This window comes from Streptomyces sp. NBC_00388, from assembly GCF_036061255.1.
GTDB lineage: Bacteria > Actinomycetota > Actinomycetes > Streptomycetales > Streptomycetaceae > Streptomyces.
Window position 1 is genome coordinate 4,114,224 of sequence record NZ_CP107948.1, and the last position, 20,802, is coordinate 4,135,025.

The 20,802-nt window shown below is 70.5% G+C and carries 20 protein-coding genes; 16 read left to right on the top strand and 4 right to left on the bottom strand.

What is annotated here, in order from left to right; genetic code table 11:
- Nucleotides 1-183: 183 nt before the first annotated feature.
- Genes dnaK through OG917_RS18535 form a run of 4 tightly spaced genes read left to right on the top strand, consistent with a single transcriptional unit; the run spans nucleotide 184 to nucleotide 4,398 of the window.
- Nucleotides 184-2,046 (top strand): molecular chaperone DnaK, encoded by a 1,863-nt coding sequence (gene dnaK / locus OG917_RS18520; RefSeq protein ID WP_328318717.1) that lies wholly within the window; start codon nucleotides 184-186, stop codon nucleotides 2,044-2,046.
- On the top strand, nucleotides 2,043-2,705 hold the full coding sequence (grpE, locus tag OG917_RS18525; RefSeq protein ID WP_328318718.1) for a nucleotide exchange factor GrpE: 663 nt from the start codon (nucleotides 2,043-2,045) through the stop codon (nucleotides 2,703-2,705). The genes dnaK and grpE overlap by 4 nt, the downstream gene beginning before the upstream one ends.
- 33 nt (nucleotides 2,706-2,738) lie before the next feature.
- Nucleotides 2,739-3,929 (top strand): molecular chaperone DnaJ, encoded by a 1,191-nt coding sequence (gene dnaJ, locus OG917_RS18530; RefSeq protein ID WP_328318719.1) that lies wholly within the window; start codon nucleotides 2,739-2,741, stop codon nucleotides 3,927-3,929.
- 1 nt (nucleotide 3,930) lies between these two features.
- Complete coding sequence (locus tag OG917_RS18535) at nucleotides 3,931-4,398, top strand: heat shock protein transcriptional repressor HspR (RefSeq protein ID WP_328318720.1); 468 nt, start codon at nucleotides 3,931-3,933, stop codon at nucleotides 4,396-4,398.
- A 149-nt stretch (nucleotides 4,399-4,547) separates the two neighbouring features.
- Here the strand turns inward: OG917_RS18535 and OG917_RS18540 are convergent, their stop codons facing one another.
- Entirely contained in the window at nucleotides 4,548-5,531 is a 984-nt protein-coding gene (locus OG917_RS18540) for a helix-turn-helix transcriptional regulator (protein WP_328318721.1), read from the bottom strand.
- A gap of 336 nt (nucleotides 5,532-5,867) precedes the next feature.
- Between OG917_RS18540 and OG917_RS18545 the strand changes: the two genes are divergently transcribed.
- On the top strand, nucleotides 5,868-6,197 hold the full coding sequence (locus OG917_RS18545; protein WP_328318722.1) for a (2Fe-2S)-binding protein: 330 nt from the start codon (nucleotides 5,868-5,870) through the stop codon (nucleotides 6,195-6,197).
- 123 nt (nucleotides 6,198-6,320) lie between these two features.
- Here OG917_RS18545 and OG917_RS18550 read toward each other — a convergent pair whose 3' ends face one another.
- Nucleotides 6,321-6,725, bottom strand: coding sequence for a pyridoxamine 5'-phosphate oxidase family protein (locus OG917_RS18550; protein ID WP_328318723.1), 405 nt, complete (start codon nucleotides 6,723-6,725; stop codon nucleotides 6,321-6,323).
- A gap of 207 nt (nucleotides 6,726-6,932) precedes the next feature.
- Here OG917_RS18550 and clpB point away from each other — a divergent pair, with 207 nt between their 5' ends.
- Entirely contained in the window at nucleotides 6,933-9,539 is a 2,607-nt protein-coding gene (gene clpB / locus OG917_RS18555; RefSeq protein ID WP_328318724.1) for an ATP-dependent chaperone ClpB, read from the top strand.
- A gap of 99 nt (nucleotides 9,540-9,638) precedes the next feature.
- A complete protein-coding gene (locus tag OG917_RS18560; protein ID WP_328318726.1) occupies nucleotides 9,639-10,172 on the top strand; it encodes a YbjN domain-containing protein in 534 nt (177 codons plus the stop codon).
- Nucleotides 10,173-10,236: 64 nt separating this feature from the next.
- Here OG917_RS18560 and OG917_RS18565 read toward each other — a convergent pair whose 3' ends face one another.
- Together OG917_RS18565 and OG917_RS18570 are read right to left on the bottom strand one after the other, a co-directional pair.
- Nucleotides 10,237-10,533 (bottom strand): DUF3303 domain-containing protein, encoded by a 297-nt coding sequence (locus tag OG917_RS18565; RefSeq protein WP_328318727.1) that lies wholly within the window; start codon nucleotides 10,531-10,533, stop codon nucleotides 10,237-10,239.
- A 129-nt stretch (nucleotides 10,534-10,662) separates the two neighbouring features.
- A complete protein-coding gene (locus OG917_RS18570; RefSeq protein WP_328318728.1) occupies nucleotides 10,663-11,862 on the bottom strand; it encodes a pyridoxal phosphate-dependent aminotransferase in 1,200 nt (399 codons plus the stop codon).
- 151 nt (nucleotides 11,863-12,013) lie between these two features.
- Between OG917_RS18570 and OG917_RS18575 the strand changes: the two genes are divergently transcribed.
- The 9 genes from OG917_RS18575 (at nucleotide 12,014) to OG917_RS18615 (ending at nucleotide 20,718) form a co-directional block, all read left to right on the top strand.
- A complete protein-coding gene (locus OG917_RS18575) occupies nucleotides 12,014-12,346 on the top strand; it encodes a hypothetical protein (RefSeq protein WP_328318729.1) in 333 nt (110 codons plus the stop codon).
- A gap of 545 nt (nucleotides 12,347-12,891) precedes the next feature.
- Nucleotides 12,892-13,410 carry a DUF2617 family protein gene (locus tag OG917_RS18580; protein WP_328318730.1) on the top strand — a complete coding sequence of 173 codons (519 nt, stop codon included), beginning with the start codon at nucleotides 12,892-12,894 and terminating at the stop codon, nucleotides 13,408-13,410.
- 54 nt (nucleotides 13,411-13,464) lie between these two features.
- A complete protein-coding gene (locus OG917_RS18585) occupies nucleotides 13,465-15,018 on the top strand; it encodes a polyamine aminopropyltransferase (protein ID WP_328318731.1) in 1,554 nt (517 codons plus the stop codon).
- Nucleotides 15,019-15,127: 109 nt separating this feature from the next.
- Nucleotides 15,128-16,225: an SRPBCC domain-containing protein gene (locus tag OG917_RS18590; RefSeq protein ID WP_328318732.1), complete on the top strand. Its 1,098-nt coding sequence runs from the start codon at nucleotides 15,128-15,130 to the stop codon at nucleotides 16,223-16,225.
- Between the two features lie 40 nt (nucleotides 16,226-16,265).
- Entirely contained in the window at nucleotides 16,266-17,069 is an 804-nt protein-coding gene (locus OG917_RS18595) for an aldose epimerase family protein (protein WP_328318733.1), read from the top strand.
- A gap of 110 nt (nucleotides 17,070-17,179) precedes the next feature.
- Nucleotides 17,180-17,722: an orotate phosphoribosyltransferase gene (gene pyrE, locus OG917_RS18600; protein ID WP_328318734.1), complete on the top strand. Its 543-nt coding sequence runs from the start codon at nucleotides 17,180-17,182 to the stop codon at nucleotides 17,720-17,722.
- Nucleotides 17,723-17,891: 169 nt separating this feature from the next.
- Nucleotides 17,892-18,923, top strand: coding sequence for a class II fructose-bisphosphate aldolase (gene fbaA, locus OG917_RS18605; protein ID WP_164264418.1), 1,032 nt, complete (start codon nucleotides 17,892-17,894; stop codon nucleotides 18,921-18,923).
- 147 nt (nucleotides 18,924-19,070) lie between these two features.
- Nucleotides 19,071-20,216 carry a MalY/PatB family protein gene (locus OG917_RS18610; protein ID WP_328318735.1) on the top strand — a complete coding sequence of 382 codons (1,146 nt, stop codon included), beginning with the start codon at nucleotides 19,071-19,073 and terminating at the stop codon, nucleotides 20,214-20,216.
- 88 nt (nucleotides 20,217-20,304) lie between these two features.
- On the top strand, nucleotides 20,305-20,718 hold the full coding sequence (locus tag OG917_RS18615) for a DUF3151 domain-containing protein (protein WP_328318736.1): 414 nt from the start codon (nucleotides 20,305-20,307) through the stop codon (nucleotides 20,716-20,718).
- The last annotated feature ends 84 nt before the right edge of the window (nucleotides 20,719-20,802 follow it).

A 20,802-nucleotide genomic window follows, 5' to 3' on the forward strand; every position in this document is an offset into this window, starting at 1 on the left:
GCGGTGCTGCACCCTGATGCCGCTCGACTGCTCCCGTTCGCACCGCTTCTCACCAGGCCTTTTCTCTCATTGCGCATAAGGCCGGGATAAAAGTTGAGCTCCCTCGACTCAGGTCGGTTGACGTCTCGGGATCTGTCGTGCACTCTTGAGCCAGTTCCACTCAAGTCAGCTGGAGGATTCACCATGGCACGTGCGGTCGGCATCGACCTGGGCACGACTAACTCCGTCGTCAGCGTTCTCGAAGGCGGCGAGCCCACCGTCATCACCAACGCCGAAGGCGCCAGGACCACGCCGTCCGTCGTCGCCTTCGCCAAGAACGGCGAGGTGCTCGTCGGCGAGGTCGCCAAGCGCCAGGCAGTCACGAACGTCGACAGGACCATCCGGTCGGTCAAGCGCCACATGGGCACCGACTGGAAGATCGACCTGGACGGCAAGAGCTTCAACCCGCAGCAGATGAGCGCCTTCATCCTGCAGAAGCTGAAGCGTGACGCCGAGTCGTACCTGGGGGAGAAGGTCACCGACGCGGTGATCACCGTCCCGGCGTACTTCAACGACTCCGAGCGCCAGGCGACGAAGGAGGCCGGCGAGATCGCGGGCCTGAACGTCCTGCGCATCGTCAACGAGCCGACGGCCGCCGCGCTGGCGTACGGGCTCGACAAGGACGACCAGACGATCCTCGTCTTCGACCTCGGTGGCGGCACCTTCGACGTGTCGCTCCTGGAGATCGGTGACGGCGTCGTCGAGGTCAAGGCCACCAACGGTGACAACCACCTCGGTGGTGACGACTGGGACCAGCGCGTCGTCGACTACCTGGTGAAGCAGTTCGCCAACGGTCACGGCGTGGACCTGGCCAAGGACAAGATGGCTCTCCAGCGTCTCCGCGAGGCCGCGGAGAAGGCGAAGATCGAGCTCTCGTCCTCGACGGAGACCACGATCAACCTGCCGTACATCACGGCGTCGGCCGAGGGCCCGCTGCACCTGGACGAGAAGCTCACCCGCTCGCAGTTCCAGCAGCTCACGGCCGATCTGCTGGACCGCTGCAAGAGCCCCTTCCACAACGTCATCAAGGACGCGGGCATCCAGCTCTCCGAGATCGACCACGTCGTTCTCGTCGGTGGCTCGACCCGTATGCCGGCCGTCGCCGAGCTCGTCAAGGAGCTCACCGGTGGTCAGGACGCCAACAAGGGTGTGAACCCGGACGAGGTCGTCGCCATCGGCGCCTCGCTCCAGGCCGGTGTCCTCAAGGGCGAGGTCAAGGACGTCCTGCTCCTCGACGTGACGCCGCTGTCCCTCGGTATCGAGACCAAGGGAGGGATCATGACGAAGCTCATCGAGCGCAACACCACGATCCCGACCAAGCGTTCCGAGATCTTCACGACGGCCGAGGACAACCAGCCGTCCGTGCAGATCCAGGTCTACCAGGGCGAGCGCGAGATCGCGGCGTACAACAAGAAGCTCGGGATGTTCGAGCTGACCGGTCTGCCGCCGGCCCCGCGCGGTGTGCCGCAGATCGAGGTCGCCTTCGACATCGACGCCAACGGCATCATGCACGTCGCTGCCAAGGACCTCGGCACCGGCAAGGAGCAGAAGATGACCGTCACCGGTGGCTCCTCGCTGCCGAAGGACGAGGTCAACCGGATGCGCGAAGAGGCCGAGCAGTACGCGGACGAGGACCACAAGCGCCGCGAGGCCGCCGAGTCGCGCAACCAGGGCGAGCAGCTCGTCTACCAGACCGAGAAGTTCCTCAAGGACAACGAGGACAAGGTCCCGGGCGACGTCAAGACGGAGGTCGAGGAGGCCCTCACCGAGCTGAAGGAGAAGCTCAAGGGTGAGGACACCGCCGAGATCCGTACGGCCACCGAGAAGGTAGCCGCCGTCTCGCAGAAGCTCGGCCAGGCGATGTACGCGAACGCCGACGGCGCCGCTGCCGCCGGTGGCGCGCCGGGCGCCGAGGGCACCGAGCAGGCCACCGAGGCCCCTGACGACGTGGTCGACGCCGAGATCGTGGACGACGAGAAGGACGGCCGTCAGGGAGGCGCCGCATGACGGAGGAGACTCCGGGCTTCGAGGAGGAGCCCGACGTCCCCTCCGGCGCGACCTCCGAAGACGCCGCGTCGAAGGCCGCCGAGCCCGACTCCGCCAAGGAGTCGGAGCCGGCGGCCCCGGCCGGGGACGCACAGAGCAGCCAGAACGCCCAGGAAACAGCACTCACCGCCCAGCTGGACCAGGTCCGCACCGCGCTCAGTGAGCGCACCGGGGACCTCCAGCGGCTCCAGGCGGAGTACCAGAACTACCGCCGCCGGGTGGAGCGGGACCGGGTTCAGGTCAAGGAGGTCGCCATCGCGACCCTCCTGTCCGAGCTCCTCCCGACCCTCGACGACATCGGTCGCGCCCGGGAGCACGGCGAGCTGGTCGGCGGCTTCAAGTCGGTGGCCGAATCGCTGGAGACGGTCGTGGCGAAGATGGGCCTCCAGCAGTTCGGCAAGGAGGGTGAGCCCTTCGACCCGACGATCCACGAGGCCCTGATGCACTCGTACGCGCCGGACATCACCGAGGACACGTGCGTGGCGATCCTGCAGCCGGGGTACCGGTTCGGCGAGCGCACCATCCGTCCCGCACGGGTCGCGGTGGCCGAGCCCCAGCCCGGGGCGCAGGCCAAGGACGAGGCGCCGGACGAGGACAGCGGTGGCCCGGACGAGGGCTGACATCGGCAGCAAGCGGAAGGAGGGACGTCGGGGATGAGCACCAAGGACTTCGTCGAGAAGGACTACTACAAGGTTCTCGGCGTCCCGAAGGACGCCACCGAGGCCGAGATCAAGAAGGCGTACCGGAAGCTCGCCCGCGAGCTGCACCCGGACGCCAACAAGAGTGACGCCAAGGCCGAGGAGCGGTTCAAGGCGGTCTCCGAGGCGAACGACGTCCTCGGTGACCCCAAGAAGCGCAAGGAGTACGACGAAGCGCGTGCTCTCTTCGGCAACGGCGGGTACCGGCCAGGGCCCGGCGCGGGCGGCGGCTCCTTCAACTTCGACCTGGGGGACCTCTTCGGGGGCGCCCAGGGCGGAGGAGCGGGGCAGCAGGGCGGCGCCGGCGGTTTCGGCGGCGGACTCGGGGACGTGTTCGGCGGGCTGTTCAACCGGGGCGGTCCCGGTACCACCCGCACCCAGCCGCGGCGCGGTCAGGACATCGAGTCCGAGGTGACGCTGAGCTTCACCGAGGCGGTCGACGGGGCCACCGTCCCGTTGCGGATGTCCAGCCAGGCGCCGTGCAAGGCCTGTTCGGGCACCGGTGACAAGAACGGCACCCCGAGGGTCTGCCCGACCTGTGTCGGCACCGGCCAGGTGTCGCGCGGCACCGGCGGCGGGTTCTCACTGACCGATCCGTGTGTGGACTGCAAGGGCCGCGGACTCATCGCCCAGGACCCCTGCGACGTCTGCAAGGGCTCCGGGCGGGCCAAGTCCTCCCGGACCATGCAGGTCCGGATCCCCGCGGGCGTCTCCGACGCCCAGCGGATCCGGCTGCGCGGCAAGGGCACCCCGGGTGAGCAGGGCGGCCCGGCGGGTGACCTCTATGTGGTCGTCCATGTCGACGCCCACCCGGTCTTCGGCCGCCGCGGCGACAACCTCACCCTCACCGTGCCCGTCACCTTCACGGAGGCGGCGCTCGGCGGCGAGGTCAGGGTGCCGACGCTCGGCGGGCCCCCGGTCACGCTGAAACTGCCCGCGGGTACGCCCAACGGCCGTACGATGCGGGCCCGGGGCAAGGGAGCCGTACGCAAGGACGGGACCCGCGGGGACCTGCTGGTCACCGTCGAGGTCGCCGTACCGGTGGATCTCAGCGACAAGGCACGGGAGTCGCTGGAGACCTACCGTGAAGCGACCGCGGGGGAGGACCCGCGTGCGGAGCTGTTCCAGGCCGTGAAGGGAGCTTGAGATGAATGGCCGCCGAGGACGCCGTGACATTTCGATGGGGTACGAACTGACCGACGAGACCCCGGTGTACGTCATCTCGGTCGCCGCTCAGCTCTCCGGCCTGCACCCGCAGACCCTGCGTCAGTACGACCGTCTCGGCCTGGTCTCACCCGGCCGGACTGCCGGACGGGGCCGGCGGTACTCGGCCCAGGACATCGAGCTGCTCCGCACGGTGCAGCAGCTGTCCCAGGACGAGGGCATCAACCTCGCCGGTATCAAGCGCATCATCGAGCTGGAGCACCAGGTCGCCGCTCTGCAGTCCAGGATCGCCGAGCTCTCGGCGGCGGTGGACGGCGCGGCGGTGGCCATGCAGCAGCGCGAGGCCCAGGTCCACGCCTCGTACCGCCGCGACCTGGTCCCGTACCAGGACGTGCAGCAGACCAGTGCGCTGGTGGTCTGGCGGCCCCGGCCCAAGCGGTCGCCGGAGTAGGACAGCACGTGTATGAGGGCCGTCACCGGACCGGGTGGCGGCCCTCACGCGTGCCCGGGGGGTGCCGGACGCGCCGGGCCGTGCGGCTGTGACCGGTCGGGTGGTGCCGAGCGCGGTGGCGGTGGTGCCGAGCGCGGTGGCGGCAGACGTCAGCTCCCCTGCTCCAGGATGCCGGAGCGGGCGATGAGATAGCCCAGCTGCGCCCGGCTGCCGCTGCCGAGGGTGACGGAGAGTTTGGCGACGTGGGCCCGGCAGGTGCGTACGTTCATCCCCAGCCTGCGGGCTATCGCCTCGTCCACGTGGCCCTCGACGAGAAGCTGGGCGATCGAGCGCTGGACACCGCTGACGCCCTTGAGCGTGGGGTTGTAGGGGATTTCGTCCAGCAGCGGGATCGCGCGCTGCCAGAGTTGCTCGAACACCGTGACGAGGTAGCTGACCAGGCCCGGGTGGCGGAGTTCGAGGGCGACCTGCTGGTCGTCCCTGGCAGGGATGAAGGCGACCGTGCGGTCGCAGATGATGAGCCGCCCGATGAGCTCTTCGAGCGTGCGGATCTCGACCTTCCCGGTGGCGACCCGGTCCACGTAGGCAAGGGTTCCCGGGCTGTGCCTGACGGTGTGCTGGTAGAGGGTGCGCATGCTGACGCCCCGGTCGACCAGCGGCCTGTCGCGCTCCAGGGCCTGGTTGAGAACATGCTCCCGGCGGCCGCCCCCCGGCTGGACGGTGAGCATCTCCGTATGGCACTCGGCGGTGGCGAGATTGAGTGCGGCGTTGATCCGGTCGACACCTTCGAGCACGGTGATCGCGTGGGTGAGTGCCGGGTTCTGGGCGCTGATGGCGATGAACGGCTCGAAAGATTCGGTCAGTTCGATCGACAGGCGTCTACGGTTCTGGATGTCGCGTTCGATGGGGTGGAGACGCTGGGCCAGCGCGACGGCCGGCGGAACCGGCCGCAGCCAGTTGGCGTCGTCGGGATCGGGGTGGAGCAGCGCGAATTCCACCAGGCAGGGTGCGGCCTCCACCTCGGCACGTGCGATGCGGCCGGCGCTCAGCGCCCCGGCGTAAAGCCGGGCCCCCTCGGCACACAACTCCGTGACGTCATGGGGATGCGTCGGTTCTGTGGTGTTTTTCGGCAAATCTCCACCCCCCAGGGTCCTGAACGTGCAAGAACATGATGCATCGTGCGTGTAGCGCTGACGTGCCGGAATGAGCCATCGTCTTGTCATGCGGGGGAGAAGACACCATCAAGTGAGGACGAAGCCGACTATGCGCAAGAAAATGCTTCGCTCGGTGCTTACCGCAGCCCTGACCGCCACTGTCGCCTTCGGGGGCCTGACGGGCGTGGCCCTTGCCTCGACGAGCGTTGCGCCCAAGGCGACGCAGTCCGACAGCGGATGGGGGAGTACGCACGCGGCGGTCCTTCTCGACAGCGGCTGGGGCGTAGCACCGGCGACTACCGTTTCGGCAGAAGCATGACAGTCCCACCGGACGACAGAGTCTTCCAGCGCGAGATGGCTGTTGCCTACCGCTCCGGGTGGCACTTCATCGACCTCGTCACGGCGATTCCGCGCCGTGGTGATTCGTTGATGGTCACCCTGTTCGGCGAGCCGGTCGTCGTCGTGCGTGAGGACGACGGTGACGACGGAGACGTACGCGCCTACCGGTGTCTGCGCAAGCCCCGGGGCGCCCCACAGCCTGTTCGCTGTGCCATCCGTTACGGCATGGTGTTCGTCAACCTCGACCGGCGTGACCACCAGATGTTCGACGCCGAGCCGACCGCAGCTATCCCCCGCAGTGCCTGACGCGATTCCCCCGTCGTAACAGATCGCTCAGGTGCTTCCCCCACACAGCGGCGCCACCGTGACCTGAACACGGTGGCGCCGCTGTGCTGCGCCCCGGCCCCGCCCGGCAGGACCTGGCGCCGGTCAGGCGCGGCCCATCGCCCGCTCGACGCTGATCTCGATCACCACCCGGTCCGGGTTCTCGGCCGGTGTGCGCGCGTAGCGCTCCGTGTGACGGCGCACCGCGTCGGCGACGACCTCCGGTTCCCTGCGGATCCTCGCGCGCCCCTCCAGCGTCGCCCAGCGCTTCGTCGCCACCTGGCAGACCGCGACCCGTGCGCCTCCGGGCCCCGCGGCCAGGATGTTGGCCACCTTCCGCGACGCCTTGTTGGTGATGACCCTGGCGATTCCGGCCTCCGGGTCCCACGTCACGCCGACCGGCACCAGGTGCGGCGAACCGTCCGGGCGCGGTGTCGTCAAGGTGCAGAGATGGTGTTCGCGCCAGAAGCTGAGGTAGGTCGGATCGGGGTTCCGTGGGTCAATGGCCATGGTCGCGAACCTACCCGGCCCGGCCCGCGGGGGAGCAGGAGCCTTGCAGGCCACGGCCGGGGCCCCTGTCCATCCCGGGTTGAGTGGAATAGACTCAACTTTATGCACGTTGGCCGAGTGCACATGGACTGAGTGCCGGCCGGCCGGGTGCAGGCTGACCGAGTCATTGCAGGGACGGACCCGCCCCGCGAGGAGGAGTGCGCACACGTGGACGCCGAGCTGACCAACAAGAGCCGGGACGCGATCACCGCGGCGAACAGCCGCGCCGTGTCCAACGGCAACCCCGACCTGACCCCCGCCCATCTGCTCCTCGCCCTGCTGGAGGGGGAGGAGAACGAGAACGTCGTCGACCTGCTGGCCGCCGTCGGCGCGGACCAGGCGCTCATCAGGTCCGGCGCCGAGCGGCTGGTCGGCGGGCTGCCCAGCGTGGCCGGATCGACGGTCGCGCCCCCGCAGCCCGACCGCGAGGTGCTCGCCGTCATCGCGGACGCCTCGCAGCGGGCCAAGGAGCTGGGTGACGAGTACATCTCGACCGAGCATCTGCTCATCGGGATCGCCGCGAAGGGCGGCCAGGCGGGCGAACTGCTGACGGAGCAGGGCGCCGGTGTCAAAAAGTTGCTGGAAGCGTTCGAGACGAGCAGGGGAGGGCGCCGGGTGACCACACCCGACCCCGAGGGTCAGTACAAGGCACTGGAGAAGTTCGGTACGGACTTCACGGCCGCCGCACGCGAGGGCAAGCTCGACCCGGTCATCGGGCGGGACCAGGAGATCCGCCGGGTGGTGCAGGTGCTGTCCCGGCGCACCAAGAACAACCCCGTGCTCATCGGTGAGCCGGGGGTGGGCAAGACGGCCGTCGTGGAGGGCCTCGCCCAGCGGATCGTCAAGGGCGACGTGCCGGAGAGCCTCCGCAACAAGCGGCTGATCTCGCTCGATCTGGGGGCCATGGTCGCCGGCGCCAAGTACCGCGGTGAGTTCGAGGAGCGGCTGAAGTCCGTCCTGGCCGAGATCAAGGACAGCGACGGCCAGATCATCACCTTCATCGACGAGCTGCACACCGTCGTCGGCGCGGGCGCGGGCGGTGACTCCGCGATGGACGCGGGCAACATGCTCAAGCCGATGCTGGCCCGCGGCGAGCTGCGGATGGTCGGCGCGACGACCCTGGACGAGTACCGCGAGCACATCGAGAAGGACGCCGCCCTGGAGCGGCGCTTCCAGCAGGTGCTCGTCGCCGAGCCGTCCGTCGAGGACACCATCGCGATCCTGCGCGGGCTCAAGGGCCGCTACGAGGCCCACCACAAGGTCCAGATCGCCGACGCGGCCCTGGTCGCCGCCGCCACCCTCTCCGACCGCTACATCACCTCCCGCTTCCTGCCCGACAAGGCCATCGACCTGGTGGACGAGGCCGCGTCGCGGCTGCGGATGGAGATCGACTCGTCCCCCGTCGAGATCGACGAGCTCCAGCGCTCCGTCGACCGGCTGCGGATGGAGGAGCTGGCCCTCAAGAACGAGTCGGACGCCGCGTCCAAGCAGCGCCTGGAGAAGCTCCGCCGCGACCTCGCCGACCGCGAGGAGGAGCTGCGCGGGCTCACGGCGCGCTGGGAGAAGGAGAAGGAAGGCCTCAACCGCGTCGGTGAGCTGAAGGAGCGCATCGACGAGCTCCGCGGGCAGGCCGAGCGTGCCCAGCGCGACGGCGACTTCGACACCGCGTCCAAGCTGCTGTACGGGGAGATCCCCGGCCTTGAGCAGCAGCTGGAGGAGGCCACCGAGGCCGAGCAGGAGGCCGCGAAGACCGCCGACACGAAAAGCACCATGGTCAAGGAGGAGGTCGGCTCCGACGACATCGCCGATGTGGTCGGCGCCTGGACCGGTATCCCGGCCGGCCGTCTCCTGGAGGGCGAGACCCAGAAGCTGCTGCGCATGGAGCAGGAGCTGGGCCGGCGTCTCATCGGCCAGAGCGAGGCGGTCGGCGCCGTCTCCGACGCCGTACGCCGCACCAGGGCCGGCATCGCCGACCCCGACCGGCCCACCGGCTCGTTCCTCTTCCTCGGACCGACCGGCGTCGGCAAGACCGAGCTGGCCAAGGCGCTCGCCGACTTCCTCTTCGACGACGAACGGGCCATGGTCCGCATCGACATGAGCGAGTACGGCGAGAAGCACTCGGTGGCCCGGCTGGTCGGGGCGCCGCCCGGCTACGTGGGCTACGAGGAGGGCGGCCAGCTCACCGAGGCGGTGCGCAGGCGCCCGTACAGCGTGGTCCTGCTCGACGAAGTGGAGAAGGCCCACCCCGAGGTCTTCGACGTGCTGCTCCAGGTCCTCGACGACGGGCGCCTCACCGACGGCCAGGGCCGCACGGTGGACTTCCGCAACACGATCCTGGTCCTGACGTCGAACCTGGGCAGCCAGTACCTGGTCGACCCGCTGAGCAAGCCCGAGGAGAAGAAGAAGCACGTCCTCGACGTCGTCCGGGCCTCCTTCAAGCCCGAGTTCCTGAACCGCCTCGACGACCTGGTGGTCTTCTCCGCGCTGTCGGCGGACGAGCTGGCACACATCGCCGGCCTCCAGATCGACCGGCTGGCCCAGCGTCTCGCCGACCGGCGGCTGACGCTGGAGGTAACCCCCGAGGCGCTGGCCTGGCTGGCCGCCGAGGGGAACGACCCGGCCTACGGTGCCAGGCCGCTGCGCCGGCTGATCCAGACGGCGATCGGCGACCGCCTCGCGAAGGAGATCCTCGCGGGCGAGGTCACCGACGGCGACACCGTCCTGGTCGACCGCGCCGGGGGCGGGGAAGGCCTGATCGTGGGGCGTGCGGACTAAGCCAGGAGCGGATACCGGCCGACAGGGCGGGGCGGGGCTTGCCACGCCCCGCCCGCCATGAGAGAGGATGGCCGGACTCGTACGAAGGGCAATTCAAAGATGACCATCGACCCGTCCTCCATTCCGAACTTCGGGGGCCAGCCCGATCCGCAGGATTCAGGACCGGCGGGCCCCGTCGTTCCCGACCAGGATCTGGTCAAGCAGCTCCTTGAGCAGATGGAGCTGAAGTACGTCCTGGACGACGAGGGCGACCTCGCCGCGCCGTGGGAGGAATTCCGCACGTACTTCATGTTCCGCGGCGAGGACGACCAGCAGGTCTTCTCGGTGCGGACCTTCTACGACCGTCCGCACGGCATCGAGGAGAAGGTCCAGCTCCTGGAGCTGATCGACGACTGGAACCGCCGCACGCTGTGGCCCAAGGTCTACACGCACACCCACGACGACGGCAGCGTCCGGCTCATCGGTGAGGCGCAGATGCTCATCGGTACCGGCGTGGCGCTGGAGCACTTCGTGTCGTCCACGGTCAGCTGGGTCCGTGCCTCGATCGAGTTCGACAAGTGGCTTGTCGACCAGCTCGGCCTGGAGCAGGACCTGGAGTCCGGCAACGGCGACGACGAGCCGGGCGACGCCTGAGCGACCAGTGAGGAAAGCCCGGCCGGAAGGCGCTACGGCGCCGTTCCCGCCGGGCTTTCCCGGGTCAGCCCTGCTTCGCTGCGGCCATACCCTTCTGCATGTCCTCGCTGTTCATCACCGGCTGGATCTCGATCTCCGCGCCGAGCCCCTGGAACAGCGGCTCCGCGATGGAGGGCAGCAGCGAGCTGTCCTGCATGTCGAAGACGAAGGTGCAGGCCCGCCCGCCCCTGACGGGGCCGAAGTAGGCGGCCTCCGGCTTGAGCCGTTCCGACATCGACTGCATGATCTTCTGCAGTGTGCCGTTCTTGACCGCCTCATTCGTGATCTGCGTGTCCATGCGCGCTTGCAGCATGACCCTCATGGCGCCACTCCTCCCGTCCACCGCGACCGGCGCGGTCCGGCCGCACTCCCTGAGACCCGGTGACGTCCGGCTCAGCCTTGCTCCGAGCGGTCGGGGCGGCAACATCTCTGCCCCCATCAGTGGTTGCGCTCAGCCCCCGAAGGCGGCCGTCAGCCGCTCGCCCGCGTCGCGGAGCACCTCGTCCCTCTTGCAGAACGTGAAGCGCACCTGGCTGCGGCCGGGCTCCGGGTCGTCGTAGAAGACCGAGCTGGGCACCGCGACCACACCGCAGCGCTCCGGCAGCGCCCGGCAGAAGGCGAGGGCGTCCTTCTCGCCGAACGGTGCGATGTCGGTGGTGATGAAGTACGTGCCCTGCGGTTCGTACACGGTGAATCCGGCGGCGCGCAGTCCTGCGTCGAGCAGGTCGCGCTTGCGCAGCAGATCGGTCCGCAGGGTGGTGAAGTAGCCGTCCGGGAGGCGAAGGGCCTCGGCGACGGCGTACTGGAAGGGCCCCGCGCTCACATAGGTCAGATACTGCTTCGCCGTGCGGACCGCCGCGACGAGCGCGGGGGAGCCGGTGACCCAGCCGACCTTCCAGCCGGTGAAGGAGAAGGTCTTGCCCGCCGACGAGATGGAGACGGTGCGCTCGCGCATCCCGGGCAGGGCCGCGATCGCGTGGTGGGCGCCGTCGAAGACCAGGTGCTCGTAGACCTCGTCGGTGACCACGAGCAGATCACGTTCGCGGGCCAGCTCGGCGATGGCCGTCAGCTCGCCGGGGGTGAGGACCATGCCGGTCGGGTTGTGCGGCGAGTTGAGCAGCAGGAGCCGGGTGCGCGGGGTGACGGCGTCGCGCAGGGCGTCGAGGTCGGGGCGGAAGTCCGGGGCACGGAGGGTCAGCGGTACGCGGACGGCGCCTGCCATGGCGATGCAGGCGGCGTACGAGTCGTAGAACGGCTCGAAGGCGATGACCTCGTCGCCCGGTTCCAGCAGGGCGATCATCGCTGCGGCGATGGCCTCCGTGGCCCCCGCCGTGACCAGGACCTCGGTGTCGGGGTCCAGGCCGATGCCGTAGAAGCGGTCCTGGTGACCGGCGATCGCCGAGCGGAGTTCCGGGATGCCCGGGCCGGGCGGGTACTGGTTGCCCCTGCCCTCGCGCAGTGCCCGTACGGCCGCCTCACGGATCTCCTCCGGCCCGTCGGTGTCCGGGAATCCCTGGCCCAGGTTGATCGCGCCGGTGGCCGTGGCCAGCGCGGACATCTCCGCGAAGATCGTCGTGCCGAGCCCGTCCAGCCGGCGGTTGAGGAGCGGCCGTCCGCCCGCCTGTCCCGTGGAGCTTCCCGTAGTGGTCATGGCGGCCATCCTGCGCCGAACCTCTGGACTTCCTCAACTCCTGCTTGGCTCGGCGCGTAACGGGGATTTCCCTCTCACACGAGAAGCCCGGCAGCCGGGCGGGGGCCGACGGGGGACCCTGCTCCGCCGGACGTGAGGAGAGGTGAGGGCCATGGGCTTTTTCATCTTGGCAGTGGTGGTGATCGTGCTGGTCGCGCTGGTGGCCGCCGACCGGAAGCGCGGCGGCGGGCGCAAGGGCCGCCGGGCCGGTTCCTCCGCTGCGGGCGGCGCTGCGGGCGGCAGCTGGTGGGCGGGGGACAGCAACACGGGCGGGACCGGTCTCCTCGGCGGCGACTCGGGCGGCGACTCGGGCGGTCACTCGGGCGGTCATTCGGGCGGACACCACTCGTGCGGCGGGGGCGGCCACTCGTCCTGCGGCGGCGGTTCGTCCTGCGGCGGCGGTTCGTCGTGCGGGGGAGGCGGCGGCTGCGGCGGCTCCAGCTGACACCGTCCGCCTGGTGGGGGTGCCCCCCGCACCGGCCGGCCCGGCCCGCCCGGTCCGGGCGCCGGTACGCCCGGCAGCGGTAACTCCGCCGGGCTCGCCGCCCGTTCCGTTCTGTTCCCCGGTTCTTCTCCGGTCCGGAGGAGTGGACTCCCCTCCCTCCTCCGCGGCGCCCGTCGGGTCAACCCCCGGCGGGCGCCCTCTGTTTGAGCGAGCCGCGGCCCGCCGCTGTGACGCGTCTCTCAGTGGCCGGAATGCGGCGGCCCGCCGCACAACGGGTCCCACGACTCCCTCCGAGACTCGCTGCGCACCACTCTCCACACCTGTTTGTTGAACGTATGAACAGCGGGGCCCCCCAGGGGATGGAAACCCTGGCAAGTTGGGTAAAAGCGCTGTGAGCGTCGCGTACTTCGTGATTCCCTCATGTGAGAAGAAGCAGCCCTCGGACCTGAGACCTGACCGTGGCCCATGCCGGCGTCTCTTTCCCTGACACCTGCTCCGGGGAGAACCCCGTCCATCTGCCGATTGTGTGTTTGCGGAGCCCACCCATGCTCACGACCCTCAGTACTGCCTACACCGACACCCGCGCCGCCGACCTCGCCTGGGCGCTGGGCCGCGAACCGCTGCCCGCGCTCGCTGTCCTCGATCTCGAACTCGGGGGCGCCAAGCTCCAGATGAGACTTCTCGGCGCCTCCCACCAAGTACTCCTGGAGGAGGAGGGCGGTACCTGTTCCGAGACCGTCGCCTGCATTCCCGGGAGCAGCACGCCCTTACCGCTCGGCATCGCGGAACGCGTCGGCGACTGGGGGTACGAGTTCGCGGCCTGCGTCGAGACGCTCTCGGACTGCTCGTTCGCCGGGCGGGCACAGGAGCTGCTCGCACTCGTCGCCGACCATCCGAACGGCCTGGCCGGCACGTTCCCCGGCTCGCCGCACGCCTTCACAGCGATGCTCGCCCAGCGCCACGAGGGGCAGGTGCTCTGGCGCACCTGGCACGCCTACCCACAGGAGGGGCAGCTCGTGGTGACCCGCACACGGGTCGGGGTGCGTATCCCTGCCAAAGCCTGATTGCACCCTTGCGGGTGACAAGTTGTGTGCGTTTCGTAACGTAGCGTTCGTGGCATGATCGACCAGTCCGCGCCCGCCGGAACCCAGGACGCGCGGCTCTCCGTCCGCCCGAGGACCGGCAGGCTGCTGGTGCTCGCCACGGTCTTCGTCTGCGCTGCCTGCGGTCTGGTGTACGAGCTCGAACTGGTCGCGCTCGCCTCGTACTTGATCGGGGACTCCGTCACTCAGGCGTCCGTCGTGCTGTCCGTCATGGTCTTCGCGATGGGCATCGGCTCGCTCCTCGCCAAACGGCTGCGGGTCCGCGCCGCCGTGGGGTTCGGGCTGGTGGAGGCGGCGCTCGCGCTGGTCGGCGGGGGCTCGGCCCTGGTGCTGTACGCGTCGTTCGCCTGGGCGGGCGGCGGCGGTTCGCGGTATGCCCTGGTCGGCTTCTCGCTGGCGATCGGTGTGCTGATGGGCGCCGAGATCCCGCTGCTGATGACGCTGATCCAGCGGGTATCGAGACAGGACGCGGGCGGCGCCGTCGCCGACCTGTTCGCCGCGGACTACGTGGGGGCGCTGGTCGGCGGTCTCGCCTTCCCCTTCCTCCTGCTCCCGCTCCTCGGCCAGCTGACCGGGGCGCTGCTCACCGGCACCGTCAACGCCGTGGCCGGCGGGGCACTGGTGCTGTGGCTCTTCCGGCGCGATCTGACGAGGCGCGCCCGGTGGTGGCTGATCCTGGCGAACGTGCTGGTGCTCGCCGTGCTGGCCACGGCGACCGTCCTGGTGGGCGACTTCGAACTGGCGGTGCGGCGTGCGGTGTACGGCGCGCAGGTGCGGGTCGCCGAGCAGACCCCTGTCCAGGAGATCGTCCTGACCCGGTCCGCGCACGGCACCCTGGACCTCTACCTGGACGGCAGGCTCCAGGTCGACGGTGCGGACGAGCGGCAGTACCACCGGGCGCTGGTCGACCCCGTGATGCGCGGCCCGCACCGGAGGGTGCTGATCCTGGGCGGCGGTGACGGCCTCGCGGCCCGGGAGGTGCTGCGCCATCGCGGCGTGGCCTCGGTGACGCTGGTCGAGCTGGACCCCGGCGTCGAGCGGCTGGCCCGCACCGATCCCGGGCTCTCCGCGCTCAACGGGCACGTGTACCGCGACCCGCGGCTGCGGGTGGTCACCGCCGACGCCTTCAACTGGCTGCGTTCGCCCAGACCGCTGTATGACGTGGTCGTCGCGGATCTGCCCGATCCCGGGATCACCGCGAGCACCAAGCTGTACTCGGAGGAGTTCTACGGCATGGTGTCGCGGGTGCTGGCCCCCGGCGGCCGGCTGGCCGTCCACGCGGGCCCGGCCGGTGCCCGCTCCGGCAGTTTCTGGACGGTGGACGCGACGGTGCGGGCGGCCGGTCTGCGCGCGGTGCCCTACCGGGCGCCGGGCCGTGCCGCGGGCATCGCCGCGTCCACCGGCCGGGTGAGGGGTGCGGGGGGAGAGCCCCGCGACTGGGGCTTCGTCCTGGCGGCCCGCAGGGATCCGGAGCTGGGGAGGTCGGCCGCGGGTATCCGGTCCCGGATGCCGGGCCGTCCGCCGGGGGTGCCGCCGTCGACTCTGGTGCATCCGCGGTACGGGGGCTGACCGGGACGGCGTTGCCGTCCGTGCGGGCCGGGACCTTCGCGCGGCGCAGGGCCGCTCCGGAGGCCCGAAAGGGAGACGTGTCGGCCGCGGCTGAGTAGGCTCGGCTTCCATGGAGCATGAGGTGTTCGTTCCGGTTCCGGCAGAGTCCGTCCGACGGGTCCTTGCGGACCCCGCCCGTGTGGCCCGCTGTGTGCCGGGGCTCCAGCGGGCCGCGGACAGCTCGGACGGCCCGCTCACGGGCCGGCTCAAGGTCCGGATCGACGGGCACACGATCACCTACCGCGGGACGCTGCGCGTCGCGGAACGCGACGGTGGCTACGAGGTCGAAGGCGAGGGCACGGAGGCGCGCGGATCCGGTTCGGTGAAACTCACGCTGCGGCTGAGCCTGGCCGATGCCGATGCCGATGCCGATGCCGATGCCGATGCCGATGGTGGTGCCAGTGCCAGTGCCGATGGCGGTACGGGTGACGGTGCCGGTGCGGGTACGACTCTGCGGTGTACGGGAACGGCCCAGGCGGCCGACGGCCGTCTGACGCAGTTCCCCCCTGAGGCCGTGCTGACGGCCGCGCACCGGCTGCTGGACCGGTTCGCGGAGGGCCTGCGGTCCGAGGCGCAGGCCGGGACCCGCACCGGCCCGCAGACGGGATCCGCGGCCGGGACCGGGAACGGGACCAGGCAGCCGCCGGGGGAGGACCCGGCGGCCCGGGCGACCGCGGAGCCGGACCCTGCGGAGCGCCCGTCCGCGACGGGTGACGGGGAGCCCGCCGACACCCGGCCCGGCGAGGCCCCGTCCGGTGAACCCGGGCCCGGAGAGCACGGAGAGCACAGGAAGCACGGAGAGCCCGGGGAGCACGGAGAGCCGGAGAGCAGCGGGGCCGGGGACGACGGGGCCGGGGACGACGGGGCCGGGGACCGGGCCGAGCCGTCCGCCTTCGACACGGAGGTATCTCCGCCGTCCCTCGACCCGGCGGCCGACGCGGGCCCCACTCCGGGCGACCCCCCGGTGGAGGCCGCACACGCCCGCCGCACGATGATCGGCCGCAGCGCGGAGGAGGTCGACCACGCTCCGCCCCGCGGCCGCTACGCCCCCGTCCCGGCCCCGTCGTCGAGCGCGGCAGGCGTGACCCTGCGCTGGGCCGCCCCGGCGGCGGCGCTGGCTCTGGCGTCGGCGGTCGTGGTGGGCCGGGCGCTGAGGCGCCGGCACTGAACCGGCAGCCGAACGGCGCCCGTCCCGTTAGGGTCGGAGCGTGAGTAGCGAAGAGGTCCGGCTCGTCGCCGGCGACGTCGAGTTGACCGTGAGCCCCGGGAACGGGTGCCGAATCCGCAGCCTCCGCATCGGCGGCACCGAGCTGCTGCGCCAGGGAGACAAGTTCGGCTGTTTCCCGATGGTGCCGTGGTGCGGGCGGACCGGGGGCGGCCGGTTCAGCAGCGGCGGTATTCCGCACCGGCTGCCGCTGAACTCCCCGCCGCACGCCATCCACGGCACCGGACGCAATACCGCCTGGCAGCCCGCCCGCGCAGGCAGCGGTGACGGTCCCGGTACGGCGGCCTTCACCTACGATCTGGCAGATCCCTGGCCGTACCCCGGCCGGGTCACCCAGACCTTCGAGCTGACCGAGTCCGCCCTGACCCTCACCCTCGGTGTGGAGACCTACGGCGACTCGTTCCCGGCACAGGCCGGCTGGCACCCCTGGTTCAACCGGAACCTCGGCGCGGGCGAGGACGCCCAGCTCCGTTTCGAGTCCGCCTGGCAGGAGGAGCGCGGCGACGACCACCTGCCCACGGGCAAGCGGATCGACCCCCTCCCCGGTCCCTGGGACGACTGTTTCGGGATGCCGGACGGTGTGGATGTCACGCTCACCTGGCCGGGGCAGCTGGAGCTGAACGTAAGCAGCCGGGACGAATGGGTCGTGGTCTACGACGAGCAGGCGGAAGCGGTCTGCGTCGAGCCCCAGTCCGGCCCGCCGAACGGCCTCAACACCCTGCCGCGGCTGGTGACGCCCATCGATCCGCTGGAGATCGCGACGACCTGGAGCTGGCGCCGCCTCTGAACCGCAGCCCCGGGTCACCGCTGCGCACCACAGCTCCGCACATCGGCTGCGCACCACCGCTGCCGAGCCGCCGGGAGGAAGTCCCGGCTGCCGCAATTAAGCTCGGGGGCATGACTGACGTACGCGCTGATCTGCTCCAGCACATCAAGGACAAGGCCGTGGTGCACGGCAAGGTGACCCTCTCCTCGGGGATCGAAGCCGACTGGTACATCGACCTGCGCCGGATCACCCTGGACGGTGCGGCGGCTCCCCTGGTCGGCCAGGTGATGCTGGACCTGACCGACGGGCTGGAGTTCGACGCGGTCGGCGGGCTGACGCTGGGCGCCGACCCCATCGCGGACGCCATGCTGCACGCCTCCGCCGCACGCGGCCGGACGCTGGACGCCTTCGTCGTACGCAAGGCCGCCAAGACCCACGGGATGCAGCGCCGCATCGAGGGGCCGGACATCAAGGGCCGCCGCGTGCTGGTCGTCGAGGACACCACCACGACGGGCGGCTCTCCGATGACCGCTGTCGAGGCGGTGCGCGAGGCCGGGGGCGAGGTCGTCGCCGTCGCCACGATCGTGGACCGGAACACCGGCGCCGCCGAGGTCATCGCCGAGGCCGGGGTGCCGTACGTCTTCGCGTACAACCAGGGCGACCTCGGCCTCTGAGCCCCGGGCGCGGGTGTGGTTTCACGTGAAACCACACCCGCCCGCCGCCGTCAAGGCACCACGCCAGGTGGAGCCGCGCCAGGAGTCTGGAAAGATGGGCGGCGACGATGACGTCGCCCCCAGGTCAGGGACCAGTTACGCACACCCGCACATCCCAAGGAGCGGACAGATGCCCATCGCAACCCCCGAGGTCTACAACGAGATGCTCGACCGGGCGAAGGCAGGCAAGTTCGCCTACCCGGCCATCAATGTGACCTCGACCCAGACCTTGCACGCGGCGCTGCGCGGCTTCGCCGAGGCCGAGAGCGACGGCATCATCCAGATCTCCACCGGCGGTGCGGAGTTCCTGGGCGGCCAGTACGCCAAGGACATGGTCACCGGCTCGGTGGCGCTCGCCGAGTTCGCGCACATCGTCGGCGAGAAGTACCCGGTCACGGTCGCGCTGCACACCGACCACTGCCCCAAGGACAAGCTCGACGGCTATGTCCGCCCGCTGCTTGAGGTCTCCCGCAAGCGTGTCGAGGCCGGCCTCAACCCGCTCTTCCAGTCGCACATGTGGGACGGCTCGGCCGAGACCCTCGCCGACAACCTGGCCATCGGTCAGGAGCTGCTCGCGCTGGCTGCCGCTGCGAAGATCATCCTTGAGGTCGAGATCACTCCGACCGGCGGCGAGGAGGACGGCGTCAGCCACGAGATCAACGACTCGCTGTACACCACCGTCGACGACGCGCTGCGTACCGCCGAGGCGCTCGGCCTGGGTGAGAAGGGCCGCTACCTGCTGGCTGCCTCCTTCGGCAATGTCCACGGCGTCTACAAGCCGGGCAATGTCGTCCTCCGCCCCGAGCTGCTGAAGGACCTGCAGGAGGGCGTGTCCGCCAAGTACGGCAAGCCCGCCGGCAGCCAGCCGTTCGACTTCGTCTTCCACGGTGGCTCCGGCTCCTCCGCCGAGGAGATCGCCACCGCGCTGGAGAACGGTGTCGTGAAGATGAACCTCGACACCGACACCCAGTACGCCTTCACCCGTCCCGTGGTCGACCACGTCTTCCGCAACTACGACGGCGTCCTGAAGGTCGACGGCGAGGTCGGCTCCAAGAAGACCTACGACCCCCGCACCTGGGGCAAGGCCGCCGAGGCCGGTATGGCGAAGCGTGTGACCGAGGCCTGCGCGAACCTGCGCTCCACGGGCACCCGCATCAAGTAGGCACGTCCGTCACGCCGGGCCCGGTATCCCGACCAGGGGTGCCGGGCCCGCGTCATATCCGCAGCGTCCGGGGCATGGTTCCCCGGCGTCGAGCCGGCCGGCCGCGCGCCCGGAGCGCGGAGCCCGGCCCCAGAGAGGGTGCCGCACATGGAGTACGACTTCGATACCGCCGTCGACCGGCGCGGCTCCTGGAGCGTCCAGTGGGACGGGGTCGCGGACCGGTTCGGCGTGGACGGGCTCCTGCCGTTCACCATCTCCGACATGGACTTCGCCTGCCCGCCCGAGGTGCTCGCGGCCCTCCGGGAACGGATCGACCACGGGGTCCTCGGCTACACCGACTGGCGGCTCGGGGAGTTCCGCGACGCGATCCGCGACTGGTACACGACCCGGTTCGACACCCGGATCGACACCGGCCGGATCGTCTACGGTCCCTCTGTCCTCAACCAGCTCTCGCAGCTGCTGCGGATGTGGACGGAGGAGGGCGACGGTGTGGTGGTCCACACCCCCACCTACGACGGCTTCACGAAGGCGGTCTCGGGCCTCGGCCGTGAGCTGCGCGGCTGCCGGGTGGACGACGACGCGGAGCTGGAACGGCAGCTCGCACGCCCGGGCAGCAAGGTGCTGCTGCTCTGCTCGCCGCACAATCCCACCGGCCGGGTGTGGACCCACGGCGAACTGTCCCGGTTCGCCGCACTCGCCGAGCAGTACGGCACCGCGGTCATCTGCGACGAGATCCACGCCGACTTCGTGCACGAAGGCGTCCACCTGCCCTGGACCCGGTACGGGCGCGGCCGCTGGGCGCTCATCACCTCCGGCAGCAAGGCGTTCAACTTCCCGGCGCTCACCGGTTCGTACGGCATCATCGGCGACCCGGACGACCGCACGGCGTACCTCACCCGCATGGAGACGGCCGAGGGCCTGGCCTCGCCCGCGGTGCTCTCGCTGACGGCGCACATCGCGGCGTACCGGCACGGCGCTGACTGGCTGGACGCGGTGCGTGCGTATACCGCCGGGAATCTGTCGATGCTCGCCGAGCGGCTGAACACGGCCTTTCCGGAGCTCGGCTGGGCACCGCCGCAGGCCGGGTATCTGGCCTGGATCGATCTGCGCCCGCTGGGCATCGACAGCGATGCGCTCCAGCGGCAGCTGATCGAAGTGGAAAAAGTGGCGATCATGCCGGGTTCGGTGTACGGGGCCGACGGGTTCGTCCGGCTCAACGCCGGATGCCCGCGGGGCAAGGCGGAGGCGGGCGCCGACGCGCTCGTACGGGCGATCCGGGCCGTACGTCCGTAGCACCCGGGCCACCCGGCGCAGGCCCGCACCCTGCGGGCCCTGCGACCCCTGGCAGACGTCACCGCCGGGGGCAGGCAGACTGGCCTCCATGTCCATTCACGAGAATTTGCTCGGGGGCCCTCCCGAGACCCGCCTTCCCGATGACCCCGAACCCCGCGAGCTCCTCGCGGGCGGCACTGCCCCCGCCGATGTGGCGGCGAAGTACCCCACGTCCTCACTCGCCTGGGCGCAGCTCGCCGACGACGCCTTCGAGCACGGGCGGGTCGTCGAGTCGTACGCCTACGCCCGTACCGGCTACCACCGCGGTCTCGACTCGCTGCGCAGGGCCGGCTGGAAGGGCCACGGCCCCGTGCCGTGGGACCACGAGCCGAACCGCGGTTTCCTGCGGGCCCTGCACGCCCTGGCGCGCGCCGCCCACTCCATCGGTGAGGACGAGGAGTACCAGCGCTGCACGACGTTCCTGCGCGACTCCTCGCCTGCTGCCGCGGACACGCTGGGCTGACCCGGCCGCACCGGGCAAGGGCCGGACACCCGCGGTGTCCGGCCCTTGCTTGTCTTGCCGTGGAGCGGTGATCGAGTCGATGAT